This window comes from Methyloceanibacter sp. (assembly GCF_041573655.1).
In the GTDB taxonomy this organism is placed as follows: Bacteria; Pseudomonadota; Alphaproteobacteria; order Rhizobiales; family Methyloligellaceae; genus Methyloceanibacter.
Map to the genome: position 1 here is coordinate 1 of NZ_JBFFQD010000056.1, position 12,343 is coordinate 12,343.

The window sequence follows — 12,343 nt, forward strand, 5'->3', positions numbered from 1 at the left end:
AGTTTGAACGAGGAGCCAGGCTGGCGGCGCGCCTGTACTGCGCGATTGAACTTGCTCTGGTCATAGTCGCGGCCGCCAACCATGGCGAGCACGCGTCCGTCCGAGCGCATTACGACCATGGCGGCTTGCGTTGCGCGGCGCGCCTTACCCTGCTTCGCAAGGACCCTACCCACTGCCGCTTCAGCAAGATGCTGAAGCTCCGGATCGAAGGACGTGTGGACCGGCAACGGAGCATAGTTGCCGTTGCGCGGAACCTGCCGTGCTGGCCACCCAGTCTGCGTAATAGCTGCCGACGGTCTCACGAGACTCGATCCGCGGTAACACGTGGACAAGTGCCGTGCGCTGCTCGGGGTCGAGCTTGCCGTTGTCGAGCATGGCGTCGAAGACCGCTTCGGAGCGTGCCTTGGCCGCCTCGGGATCGCGGTTGAGCGCTGTCGGCGCCTTGAGTAACCCCACCAGGTAAGCAGCTTGAGGGAGCGACAGGTCCGCAACAGGCACTTCGAAATACCGCTTCGCCGCCGCGCGCAGGCCATAGCAGCCTTGGCCGAAATATGCGCTGCTCAGATAGCGTTCCAGGATCTCATCTTTGGTGAGACGCAGCTCTAGCGACAGCGCGAGCCACGCCTCCTTCTGCTTCCGTTCCAGCGTACGGTCGGTCGACAGCAGCGAGTACTTCACCAATTGCTGCGTCAGGGTACTGCCGCCTTGGACAATCCGCCCGGCCGCACGGTTGGCCAGGGCCGCGCGCGCAAGCCCGATCGGATCGACCCCGAAATGGTAGTAGAAGCGGCAGTCTTCCATGGAGAGCAAGGCGTCGACGACGTGCGGCGGCACCTCCCCAAGAGACACCAGCTCGGCCACGCAGCCGCCCCGGCTCGCGAACGGCTGACCATCGTTTCCGTGAAGGACCAGGGTGCGATGCGCTGCCGGCTCAAGGGCCTTCAGAGAATAGTCTTGGACCGGCGGTGAACGCATCACATACGGAACGGCGATTGCCCCGCCAGCGACGACGAAGCCCGTTAAGACGGTCGACAAGGCTGCAACGGCCAAGTACCCGCTCTTCGCCACTATCCCCGGTATGCGCATCTCGCCTCCACGCCTGCCCCGACGCGAGACAATACTTTTGTGGCGGTGCAATGACGACCCCGCTCTGGCGGCCTAAGCGGATTGCCATGGCCGGAAACATCACGGTAGAAATGGCTTGTTGGGGGAGGACTCTCAAGGATGGCGGTTCGGCGCTTTCGGCCCGGGCCTCCCTGAAACACGGAAGGCCCAAATGGCGCATAAGTCACTGATGGCGCTGGCAAGCGCCATGCTCCTCTTTTTCGCCACCACTGCTGAGGCCGCGCGATGCGGCAAGAGTGCCGCCGGATTCGAAAAGTGGAAGCGAGCCTTTGCCAAGGAGGCGCGGGCCAACGGTATCGGCCAGCGCGGGCTCAACGCGTTGAAGGGCACGCGATACGCCTACGGGACGATCAAAGCGGACCGCGGCCAGCACAGTTTCAAACTCTCTCTGAATCAGTTCATGAAAAAGCGCGGTGCGTCGGCCATTGCCTCTCAGGGCAAGCGGCTGAAGCGCTCCAATGCGAAGCTCCTCGCCGCCATCGAGCGTCGATATGGCGTTCCGGCGGGCCCGCTCCTCGCCATCTGGGGTATGGAAACCGGCTTCGGCCGCTATATGGGACGACAGAACACCCTGTCTGCGGTCGCAACGCTCGCTTACGACTGCCGGCGGCCCGAATTCTTCACCGAACACCTCTACGCGGCCCTGCAACTGATTGACCAGCGCCGGCTGGCCGCCGGGCAACGCGGCGCCATGCATGGCGAAGTGGGTCACACCCAGTTTCTGCCTAAGAGCGTCCTACTCTACGCGGTCGACGGCGATGGGAATGGGCGTGCCGATCTCAACAGCAAGGCCGACGCCCTCGCCTCCACTGCGAACTTCCTGCGCGGCCATGGCTGGCAACCAGGCGCCGGCTATCAGCCGGGCCAGCCCAACTTCAGGGCGATCCAGGGCTGGAATGCGGCGGGCGTCTATCAACAGACCATCGCCATTGTCGGCCGCCAGATCGACGGCGGCTAATGGCGCAACGGAAGTCTTCAACGCGCAAGAGCCGATCGCGCAAGACGACGGGGCGGCGGCGTACACGTAAGCGGTCGACCAAGAACACTCTCGCCAAGCAACTCGGCAAGGTCATCGCGCTCGTGCTCGTACTGGGGCTCGTGCTGCTGCTGCAACGCTATTGCGGCATTGCGCCGGTGCCCTTCGGCCCGAACGCCAACATCGTATCCATCGATGGCGACACGCTGCGCGCCGGCGACGGTACGGAGTACCGCATCTTCGGCATTGATGCGCCCGAGCTAAAGCAAACCTGCTGGGAGCTCGGCGGCAAGCAATGGCAGTGCGGCCGCGCGGCGAAGGTGGCGCTGACCAAGCTGATCAAGGGCGGCGACGTGAGGTGCGAGGTGAAGAACACGGACCGCTATGGCCGCTCCGTCGCCAAATGCAGCGCCAAGGGCGTGCCCGATGTCGGAGAAGCACTGGTCCGCGACGGCTATGCCATCGATCTGGGCCGCAAGACCCGGCACGCTTATGCGAGCGTAGAGGCCGAGGCCCGCGCCGCCAATCGCGGCATCTGGCGCGGTACCTTCCAGCGGCCGTCCGAGTGGCGCTACGAAAACCCGCGCAGGAACTGATTTGAAAAGAAGAGTTTGCGCGACCGGCGAGGAGCCCTTGGGCAGACGCCGGTCGCGCGTGATCCTGTCTGCCTACGCGGCTTTGGCGTAGTAGGACTTCAACTGGTTCAGCACCGCAGCCTTGTCGACCTCCGCGCCCATGGCCAGCATGGCGTCGGCGAAGCGGCTGACGATCTCGGTGATCTGCTCAGGGCTGAGCTGGTTGAGGATACCGATACGGACCTGCACGGGCTCCGACAGGGTCGGCCAAATGCCAAAGCCCTGGGACCGTGCGCCCTGCACCAATTCCTTCTCCCGGCCGGCAAGCTTGCCCGGCAGGTTGAGCACCACGAGGCTCGGCATATCCGACGTCACCTCGCAGCCCATGGCCTCGACGGCCTGGCGCAACGCGGCTTCGTGATACCGGTAGTCCGCCGCCTTGGCGGCACGGCCATAGGACAGCAGGATGCGCAGCGCCTCGTGAAACGCCGCCACGGCGTAGCAGGAATGGGTCTGGTGATAGACCGGCGTTTCGACATCCTTGCCGTCGATGATGCCCCAATGGCGCGCATCGAGGATCGGATGGTTCACGAAGGTGTAGCAGCCGCGCTTCTTGACGACCTCGATGGCCTTGTCGGTGAAGCTGACCGGCGCGTAGGTCAGCGGCAGCGACAGCACACCCTTCTGCGGACACGACGCCCAGGCCACCACGCCCGGATAGTCGTCGATGCTGAAGTCGCCCACGCCGAGGCTCGACACGGCGTCGACGATGCCCATGACCCCATGCTTCACGCAGGCGTCGGAAAAGCCTTTGAGGTCGTTGACGCGGCCCGAGCCGGTCTCCCAATGGGCCATGAACGCCCACATAGGCTTGTGCTCGGCCAGCGCCTTTTCCACAGTCTCACCGGACACCGACTGGCCATGCGGCACGGTCACGGTGACGACGTTCTTCGGCTTCGGGTTGACGGAGTCGGCAGCGAGATCCTCAAGGGACGAGGCCTTGATGCGGATGGTGAGGTCGTCAATGCCCGAGAACGTGCCGTTGGCGAAGGTCACGACCTTGTCGCCCGGCAGGATCAGGCTGTGAACGCAGTCGAGGCCGCTCCAGCCGGTGCCGGCCACACCGAACGTGTAGACGTTCTTGGTGCCCCACAGATCGCGCAGCATCTGCTTGGCTTCCTTCATACCGCGCAGCACGTCCGCCTGCATGTGGTCGGCGACGCCGGTCTTGGCGAACCGCTCAAGCACGCGCGGATCGGTGTTGCCGGGCCCCGGGCCGGCGGCAAGCGTCTCGGGGATTTCGAGCTGCGGAAATACGGTCATGGGAACACCCTCTATCTAACTGGTCGAAAAGCTAGGAATTCGGCCTAATCGTCTACCGGCCCAGGCGGGGCGGGGCAAGGCCCCCGCGCCAATTTTGGCCCGCCCTGGCCCTGCCGTCCGTCAGGCCGCCTTGTCCCCGCGATGGGCCAAGACCATATCCGCAGCCTTGCCGACGAGCTCGGCGAGGTGATCCGGCTTAGCCTGGAAGGTCCCCACCCCGGATGTCGCCGAACGCAGCTCCACGATCAGGTTCTGGATCTCGGCCTCCGGAATATGGGCCTGGACCACATCCCAGCCGGGCCAGTCGGGCCGCGCATCGAAGCCTAGAATCTGCCCCCGGTGGGACGAGACGATGGAATTGATGCGTGCCGTGGCCTCCGACGGAACAGCGATCTCGACGGCCATGATCGGCTCCAATAGAACCGGCTGACACTGCGGCATGCCCTCGGACATCGCGAGCCGCCCTGCCTGACGGAAGGCCATGTCCGACGAATCGACCGAGTGATAAGACCCGTCGATCAGGCATACGGCGACATCCACCACCGTAAACCCGAGCGGTCCGGCGTGGAGATAGTCCCGCACGCCATGCTCGACCGACGGGATGTAGTTCTTCGGCACAACACCGCCGGTGATGGTTTCGGAGAAGGCTATCCCCTCGCCGCGCGCCAAGGGCTTGATGGTCACCACCACATCGCCAAACTGGCCATGACCGCCGGACTGCTTCTTGTGGCGTCCACGGACCTCGGTCGATTTGCGGATGGTTTCCTTGTAGGGAATTTGCCGCGGCAGGGTTGCCGCGCCCACACCGTACTTGCGGATCAGCCGCTCCAGGGCCACACGCAGATGCATCTCCCCTTGCCCCCACAGGACCATCTGACCCAGGTCCTGATCGTGGGTGATCGAGAGCGAAGGGTCATCCTCGATAATCTTGGCCAGCCCGGTCGTCAGCTTCACGTCGTCCTTCTTCTCCCGGGCTTCAACTGCGAGCCCAAACACGGGCTGCGTGATCGTGCCCGGCTCAATCTTGAGTGACGCGCCTTTCTCCTCTAACAGCGTGTCGCCGGTCTTGACGCTCTCCAATCGGCCGAACGCGACGGTATCACCGGGTTTCGCAGGGCCACGCTTTACTGGCTCGTGTCCCAGGAGATTGAACACGCCGGTGATCCGTTCCTCGCTCTCGCCGCCATAGACGGAGTCGCCATCAGCGAACTCACCCGTAAGAACCCGGGTGAGCGACAGCTTGCCGGCATGGGCCGTGTTGAAGGTCTTCATCACGAATGCGCAGGATTTGGCGCCTTCCGCGCCGACCCGCTCCGCCGTCGCCGCCACGAAAGGCGCTTCATGACGGAGCGCCTTCAGAAGCCGCAATATGCCGTTGCCGTTCTCTGCCGATCCCAGCAGGACCGGGCAGATGAAACCTTCGCGCAGATCCGTGGCCAGATCGTCGAAGACCTTGTCGCGCGGCGGCGGCACGTCTTCGAGAAGCTGCTCCATCAGTTCGTCGTCATAGTCGGCGAGCTGCTCCAGCATCGAAAAGCGCGCCTCTTGCTCGCGCTCGGACACGGCATCGGGAATCTCCACCACCTCGGACGGCGCGTGCTCGCGATAGACGTGCGCGCGTTCCAGCGCGAGGTCGATGAAGCCTGTGACGATCTCCTTCTCCCAGATCGGAACCTGGCGCAGCACGAGCGGCACGCTCGAGGCGGGCTGCAACATCGGTAGGATGTCGCGCACGCGCGCCTCCGCCTTGTCGATCTTATTGAGAAATAAGAAATGCGGAATGCCTCGATCCTCCAGCTGTTTGAGGATCAGCTGAAGCGCAGGCACCTTCTTCTCGTCGGGCTCGCACACCACCACGGCGGCGTCGCACGCGGCCAGCACATTCGCTGAGTCCGCCTGGAACTCGATGGAGCCGGGACAGTCGAGGAAGGTGAATGTGTCGTCGAGAAAATCGATCGTGGCCGCGTTGAGCTCGACGCTCATGCCGTGATGGCGGGCTTCGTCTGAGGCATCGCCCGCCGTGTTCTTGGCGGCGACACTGCCTTGCCTGTTGATGGCGCCCGTCCGCGCCAGAATAGATTCGAGAAGTGTTGTCTTACCGCTGAGATAGGGGCCAACCAGTGCGATGCAGCGGGCGCTGCGGGCTGGTTGGCCCTGCGCTTGGCCCATGCTCTCCTCCCTTTGCCTGCTCGCAAAAGTGGACCTTTTCGGCCCTTTTTTCCTTCCGCGAGCCTTGAGGACACTATCGTGTCAAGGGACAGGCACTCTGGCAAGAGCCGCGAGTCGCCAAAATTGCTGCAGCACTTCTGATCCCGTGACGGAGCCAGTAAGGTGGCGCCTCGTCACGAACGGGGAGTTCCATGCGTTTCGTCTTCTGTCTTGGGTTGTTGGCTTTGCTTTTGGTGGCGCTTGCGCCTGCCGGCGGCGACCACGCGTCGGCCTTTACGCCGATGGCGCCGTCAACGCCCACATCGATCGTCCTCGATGCCAAGATTGTCTGCGGCGACTTTGGTCAAGGCTACACCTGCCGGAGAGAATCCGGCGCCATCCGCCGCGGCAAGATGCGGAAGGTTCCGAGCTCCCGATCGAGCAGCGGCTCAACCAGTTCCGGCGGGGGATGGTTCGGCGGCAGCGACGACGAGGATGCTCCGCCGCCTCCCGATGCTGCCGCAGGCGCAAGCGGTGGCGCTCCGGCATCGGGCGCTTGCCCGCCCAACTCCGAACGTCTCGGCGGACATTGCATTCCCTATACCCAGTCCTGCAAACGCGGCCTTGCCGCGAACGCGCCGCCGCAAGTCTGCCGGGGCGCTGAAGAGAAACTGGTTTGCGACTTCCGCGCCGACGGCCTGAAGGATTGCTGTTGCCGGACCTACAATAAGTTCTAAGCGCGTGCGCTATTCGTTGGCATGCGGGCCCAAACTCAAGACCACGCCGCTCTAACGGCGTCCAGCACGTGGCCAAATTCGCCAAAGACCCAGTAGTGGCCCGCGCCCTCGATGATCTCGAGCTGGCAATTGGGGAGTTCACCGGCCAAGAAGTAGGCCGCGTCCGGCGGTACGACCGTATCCTCACTGCCTTGCCACATGACGGTCGGAACGGCGACCTCGCCGAGCGGCAAGTTCCACGCCCCACAATAGAGCCGCAAGTCCTGGAGCGGACCTTCGACACCCGGTCGCAAGCCTTCCTTCATCGCCGTCTGGAGATTTTCCCTGACCTCCGGTCGATACAACACCTGCCGGTCCGTCTCCGGCACACGTTGAAGGAGCAGGTGATAAGCGGCCCCCGGCGCCCACTCGATCAGCGTCCTCAGTCCCATGAAGAAGGCGCCCGCCGCATGCGGCGACGGCGCCATGCGCGTGAAAATGAACTGATGCAGATGCGACATGCGGATGTGATCGCAATCGGCGATCGGCCCAACCGGCCCAATCAGCAGAAGCCGCAAGATCCGGTCCTTCAGTAGGGACACCGCCGCGATCGCGTGGGGGGCCCCACCCGAGACGCCGATCAGGGCGAAGCGATCGAGCCCGAGCGCATCGGCGATGGCCTCCACGTCTGAGGCCGTCTGCGGCAGCGCGTCAAAGTGATGGGCCTCGGACAGGCCGTAGCCCGGACGCTCCGGCGCGATGATGCGCAAGCCCCTCTCCCGCGCACCGGCGTCGGTCAGCGCGAACATGTCACGAGAGCCCGGCGTGCCATGGAGGGCAATCGCCGGCAAGCCGTCCGGATCACCATACTCGGCAAAGCCGATCCTCCGCCCATCGGCGAGGCGGTGCACCCGCGAGGAGCGGCCGGTAGCTATCGGGCTATCGTCTGTAACGCGCGTATCCATGGATCCTCGAGGGCGCGCTGGTGGGCCCCGCCCCCAAGGCCAGGCTCAATTGCGCTAATCGCAGCCGATCATGATGTCGCCGGGATTGATGATCAGGGCCACCGTCTTGCCTTCGAACAGCCCGAGGGTCTCGAGCGAGGCAATGGTGACGCTCACCTCGACCATAGAGTCGCCGGCGATTTGCACATAGACGATGGCTGTCACGGCACCCTTGCGGATTTCCATGATCTTGCCTTCGATCTGGTTGGCCGTGCTGAGCTTCGAAAGTTTCATGGCCTCACCCTCCGCTGATTCGACGCCAGTATAGACCTGCTAACGAAGGCTCGCGCAAAAGCGCTGGATGCGGTTGCAGGCCTCTTCCAAAGCCTCGATGCCAGTTGCATAGGACACCCGGAAGAACGGCGACAACCCGAACGCAGCGCCGTGGACCACGGCCACGCCCTCTTCCTGCAGCAACAGGGTCGCGAAGGCCTCGTCGTCAGCGACGACGTCGCCCTTCGGCGTCTTCTTGCCAATGCATCCTTCGCAGGACGGGTAGACGTAGAATGCGCCTTCCGGCGTGGCACAACTCAAGCCATTCGCCTGGTTCAGCATCGAAACGACGAGGTCGCGCCGCTCCTTGAACGACGCCACCCAGTCCCCCAAGAAGTCTTGCGGACCGCGCAGCGCTTCGACCGCCGCCCACTGGCTGATCGAGCACGGGTTCGACGTCGACTGCGATTGCAGCTTGCCGATCGCCTTGATGAGCGGTGCCGGTCCGCCGGCATAGCCGATACGCCAACCGGTCATCGAATAGGCCTTCGACACGCCGTTCAGCGTCAGCGCCCGGTCTTTCAGTTTGGGCTCGACTTGCGCCGGCGTAGAAAATTTGAAGCCGTCATAGACCAGGTGCTCGTAGATATCGTCGGACAGCACCCAGACCCGCTCGCGGCGAAGCAGCACGTCGGTCAGTGCTTTGATCTCATCGCGCGTATAGGCCGACCCTGTCGGGTTGGACGGCGAGTTGAAGATGAACCACTTCGTCTTCGGCGTGATCGCCTTCTCGAGCGCTTCCGGGGTCAGCTTGAACCCGTCCTCGAGCTTGGTCTGGACCACGACCGGCTCCGCGCCTGCCAGCAGAACGATATCGGGATAGCTCACCCAATAGGGCGACGGGATGACGACCTCGTCGCCCGGGTCCAGCGTCGCCAGCAGCGCGTTGTACAAGACGTGCTTGCCGCCCGAGCCCACGGTGATCTCGGTTAGCTGGTAGTCGAGCCCGTTCTCGCGCGCGAACTTCTCCGAAATCGCCTGCTTCAGCTCCGGGATGCCGTCCACGGCGGTGTATTTGGTCTCGCCGCGCTGGATGGCCTCGATCGCCGCCCGTTTGATGTTGTCGGGCGTATCGAAATCGGGTTCGCCAGCGCCAAGACCAATCACGTCGAACCCGGCGGCCTTCATTTCGCGCGCCTTGCTCGTGATGGCCATGGTGGGAGACGGCTTGACCCGTTCAAGCGTGCGGGAGACCAGTCCCATGAAGAACTCCTCTAAGGTCGAAAGATGCGGGAAAAATTCGAGGCAACCCTATTCGGGCGCGCATATCCTCGCAAGTGCAATGCACAATATGACAGTGCAAAAAAGGCCGCAGCGCGGGATAAGCGCGCCCCTTGCGGCTTTCCCAAGCAGAACAGCCAGCGTCCACGCGAGACGCGTGCCACACATGTGGCGGGAAGCTCCGCCTCACAGCCACATTATGGTTAAGCCTCCGCCCCATTGCGGTGCTCAACTGACGCCCGTTGCCGAACATCGAGGGCTCATCGACGATGCTGCGCCGCCGCGTTCCGCGCCCCTCCCAGCTCCCAGCAGCCTGGCCGCTTCCAGCGCTGATGGCGGCCGTAATCCTTGCCGTTTCAAGCTGTCCCGCGCCGGTCAAAGCCGCAGAAATAGCTGAATCCAGGGCGGATAGCGGTGTTTTTACCAGATTTGAGCAGGCCCTGAAGCTTCCCGCCGGGCGGGGCTATGATAATGTCACGACTCAGGCCGAAAGCGCTGAGCCGACGGCCCCAAACGGCAAGACAGGGCAAATCACGATGTTCGTCCTTCTATTCACCTTCCTTAGCGCGGTGACGCTGCTCATGTGGCGTCACTCCCGCCGCGACAATGCCTCCCCGCGGCGGATCGGGAGGAGGATCTGATGCCGTTACGGGGGTCGGTACAGCTCCTCCTCCTTTCCCCTCGCCGGCGCGTCGCGCGCCGGGCCGGGGTTGGAACGGCTGTTGCGGTTTTGCTACTTGCCGCGGCGGCCCAGTTCCAGCACGCGCTCCCGCCGATCGGCGAGGATGGGTTTGTCCAGGCCCTTCGCCAGAGCGTCTGGAAGCGGGTGCTTGCGGACCAGACCCACGCCACGCCTTGGCCCTGGCAGGACCTCTCGACGAATATGTCGCGCGCGCCAGGGGCGACGGTGCCCCGGCTCGGCCTGAGCGCCGCCTTGCGCGATCATGTCGTTTCCGAGCCCGCCTCACCGGCGCCGGACGGCCGCACCACCAAGACTGTTTCGAACGCACCGCCGCGGGACCACGCAGCCCAAGGTCGAGAACAGCAAGGCGACGTGGCACTGAGCGACGTCACCATCGGCGACAGCATCACCTTCACCGGGACCGACGGCGCCACGTGCGTCTATCAAGTCACCGGCCGCCGCGTTGTGGACCCGCACCTTGCCGCGAGCGAGGCAGAGCGTTTCGACGGCGAAGCCTCACTGTTTGAGTGCAGCCCGCTGGAAAGCCTGATCATGCAGGCAACGCAGGGCGCGGCCCAAGTCGAGCCAACAGCTCCTGTCGCCCCAGGCGGCGACCAGCAAAAACTCTAAGACAAACGTCTACTGAGGGGGCGGTGGCGGAGGCGCGGCTTCCGCGGCCGGTGTAGCTGCGGGCGTCTGCTGCGGCACCACCGTTTCACCCCCAGCGGCAGGCGGTGCAGCGGGCGGCGCGGTTGGGGTCGGCGGCACGACCCTTCGGACCGCAGGAGCCCGGTCGCCTTCCACCAGGGCCTTCAGCTTCTCCAAGCCGGCGCGATACTCCGCACCGATGAAGCCGTCAAGCATCAAGGCCTTCCAACGCTTGAAGGGGCTAGAACCCGTCTGATAGCCGAAGCTCCAGGTCACCTTGCTCCCGGAGCCGGACGGCTCGAGCTCGTAGCTACTGTCGCCTTCGAGCCCATTGATGTTGGCGGTGAGATCCACGCTGCGGGACGGCTCGGTCTGCACGATCTGCATGCTGCCGGTGCCGATGGATGGCTTACCACTCACCCACTCGACTTTCGCACCCTTCCCTTCCCGTGGGCCGGAATAGGTGAACTTCATTTCCGGATCGCGGGCCACCCACGGCGACCACTCCTGGAACCGGCGCAAGTTATTCAGATAAGGATAGACCGCATATTCCGGTGCGTTGATGACGACCGATCGCGCGACGGTCACATGTGCCGGCAACCCCAGGGCCACGGCCGCCAGAATGAGTACCAGAGCGCTAAGCCCCAGGATCAGCCGCATTGTTGGCCCCATCACACAAGTCTCCTCATCGTTCGGCGTAGAGTCCCCCGAAAGGCAGACAGCCAGCCCTGTTGGGGTCGGCCAACGCCCTCGCTTTTTCACAGAAAACGATTAAAGTCCGCTCGTCAACAAGAGGGAGGGTAGAGATGAGTCTGTCAGCACCGACGACCATCGTCTTCATCGTTTCGGCTATTCTGGCGGCATTGGCCGTCATCGGCACGTTCATGCCGATTCCGTTCATCACCGAAAATGCGTTCTGGGTCGCCGTAGTCGCCTACGTGATCCTGGCATGCGGCAATATTTTCAGAGGTTTCTAGCCTCAAGAGCTTGAGGTACGTGGAAAGAGGAAGGGCCGGCTGAAAAGCCGGCCCTTCTGTCGTCTAGTCGTCGTCGTCCCGGGCCCACGATGGCCGATAGGGCATCGGGGTCGGCCGCGGTCCCGCCGGCGCACCTGGCATCGGCGGACGCGGCGTACCGAATCCGGGCGAACCGCCCGTCGGCGTTGCCGGGCTGCCAACACTGGGCGACGGTGGGGTCACCGGACGCGGTGTTGGGGCGACCGGGCTCACCGGCGCAGCAGCGACCGGCTTTGGCCTGACCACCGGCTTGGCCGCCGGTTTGCGCCTGACGGCCTTTTTGGCCTTCGCTGCGGACTTGGTCGCCGGCTTGCGAGCCGGCGCCGATCGCGCAGACTTCTTGGCCGCCGACTTTCGAGCCGTCTTCTTTCGAGCCGCAGTCTTCCGTCGAGTGGTCTTCCGCGCGGTCCGTGCCGTCTTGCGGGCGGCGGTCTTCCGCCGCGCGGTCGTCTTGCGAGCAGTCTTCCGCACTTTCCGTGCTGTCTTGCGCGCCGTGGTCTTCCGCCGAACGCCGGTCTTGCGAGCGGTCCTCCGCACTTTCCGTGCTGTCTTGCGCGCCGCAGTCTTCCGCCGAACGCCGGTCTTGCGAGCGGTCTTCCGCACTTTCCGCGCAGTCTTGCGCGCCGCGGTCTTCCG

At 64.1% G+C, this 12,343-nt stretch carries 14 protein-coding genes; 5 read left to right on the plus strand and 9 right to left on the minus strand.

The features are described 5' to 3' along the window. Positions 1 to 119, minus strand: a 119-nt coding sequence (locus ABY454_RS10785; protein ID WP_372930600.1) for a penicillin-binding transpeptidase domain-containing protein, incomplete at its 3' end; no start/stop codon positions are given. Between the two features lie 61 nt (positions 120 to 180). Continuing rightward, a complete protein-coding gene (locus tag ABY454_RS10790) occupies positions 181 to 1,035 on the minus strand; it encodes a transglycosylase domain-containing protein (protein WP_372930576.1) in 855 nt (284 codons plus the stop codon). 241 nt (positions 1,036 to 1,276) lie between these two features. Here ABY454_RS10790 and ABY454_RS10795 point away from each other — a divergent pair, with 241 nt between their 5' ends. Both ABY454_RS10795 and ABY454_RS10800 read left to right on the plus strand, forming a co-directional pair. Then, entirely contained in the window at positions 1,277 to 2,083 is an 807-nt protein-coding gene (locus ABY454_RS10795) for a lytic transglycosylase domain-containing protein (RefSeq protein ID WP_372930578.1), read from the plus strand. After that, the gene (locus ABY454_RS10800) at positions 2,083 to 2,697 is read left to right on the plus strand and encodes a thermonuclease family protein (protein WP_372930579.1); all 615 of its coding nucleotides are present in this window, start codon (positions 2,083 to 2,085) and stop codon (positions 2,695 to 2,697) included. The genes ABY454_RS10795 and ABY454_RS10800 overlap by 1 nt, the downstream gene beginning before the upstream one ends. Positions 2,698 to 2,769: 72 nt before the next feature. Here ABY454_RS10800 and ABY454_RS10805 read toward each other — a convergent pair whose 3' ends face one another. Both ABY454_RS10805 and ABY454_RS10810 read right to left on the minus strand, forming a co-directional pair. Then, positions 2,770 to 3,999, minus strand: a complete 1,230-nt coding sequence (locus ABY454_RS10805) for an aminotransferase (protein ID WP_372930581.1) — start codon at positions 3,997 to 3,999, stop codon at positions 2,770 to 2,772. Between the two features lie 120 nt (positions 4,000 to 4,119). Continuing rightward, on the minus strand, positions 4,120 to 6,168 hold the full coding sequence (locus ABY454_RS10810) for an elongation factor G (RefSeq protein ID WP_372930583.1): 2,049 nt from the start codon (positions 6,166 to 6,168) through the stop codon (positions 4,120 to 4,122). Positions 6,169 to 6,359: 191 nt separating this feature from the next. Here ABY454_RS10810 and ABY454_RS10815 point away from each other — a divergent pair, with 191 nt between their 5' ends. Continuing rightward, the gene (locus tag ABY454_RS10815) at positions 6,360 to 6,884 is read left to right on the plus strand and encodes a hypothetical protein (RefSeq protein WP_372930585.1); all 525 of its coding nucleotides are present in this window, start codon (positions 6,360 to 6,362) and stop codon (positions 6,882 to 6,884) included. A 35-nt stretch (positions 6,885 to 6,919) separates the two neighbouring features. On the opposite strand, the gene ABY454_RS10820 is transcribed toward ABY454_RS10815, so the two are convergent. Genes ABY454_RS10820 through ABY454_RS10830 form a run of 3 tightly spaced genes read right to left on the minus strand, consistent with a single transcriptional unit; the run spans position 6,920 to position 9,343 of the window. Continuing rightward, entirely contained in the window at positions 6,920 to 7,828 is a 909-nt protein-coding gene (locus tag ABY454_RS10820; RefSeq protein ID WP_372930587.1) for an alpha/beta fold hydrolase, read from the minus strand. Between the two features lie 54 nt (positions 7,829 to 7,882). Then, positions 7,883 to 8,101: a molybdopterin-binding protein gene (locus ABY454_RS10825; RefSeq protein WP_372930589.1), complete on the minus strand. Its 219-nt coding sequence runs from the start codon at positions 8,099 to 8,101 to the stop codon at positions 7,883 to 7,885. A gap of 39 nt (positions 8,102 to 8,140) precedes the next feature. Next, on the minus strand, positions 8,141 to 9,343 hold the full coding sequence (locus ABY454_RS10830) for a pyridoxal phosphate-dependent aminotransferase (protein ID WP_372930591.1): 1,203 nt from the start codon (positions 9,341 to 9,343) through the stop codon (positions 8,141 to 8,143). A 658-nt stretch (positions 9,344 to 10,001) separates the two neighbouring features. On the opposite strand from ABY454_RS10830, the gene ABY454_RS10835 reads away from it, so the two are divergent. Then, positions 10,002 to 10,673 (plus strand): hypothetical protein, encoded by a 672-nt coding sequence (locus ABY454_RS10835; protein ID WP_372930593.1) that lies wholly within the window; start codon positions 10,002 to 10,004, stop codon positions 10,671 to 10,673. Positions 10,674 to 10,682: 9 nt separating this feature from the next. Here the strand turns inward: ABY454_RS10835 and ABY454_RS10840 are convergent, their stop codons facing one another. Further along, a complete protein-coding gene (locus ABY454_RS10840; RefSeq protein WP_372930595.1) occupies positions 10,683 to 11,363 on the minus strand; it encodes an SRPBCC family protein in 681 nt (226 codons plus the stop codon). Positions 11,364 to 11,497: 134 nt separating this feature from the next. Here ABY454_RS10840 and ABY454_RS10845 point away from each other — a divergent pair, with 134 nt between their 5' ends. Beyond that, positions 11,498 to 11,668, plus strand: a complete 171-nt coding sequence (locus ABY454_RS10845) for a hypothetical protein (protein WP_372930597.1) — start codon at positions 11,498 to 11,500, stop codon at positions 11,666 to 11,668. Here the strand turns inward: ABY454_RS10845 and ABY454_RS10850 are convergent. Further along, on the minus strand, positions 11,655 to 12,343 hold a 689-nt coding region (locus tag ABY454_RS10850; RefSeq protein WP_372930599.1), incomplete at its 5' end, for a hypothetical protein. The two genes, ABY454_RS10845 and ABY454_RS10850, sit on opposite strands and share 14 nt — an antisense overlap.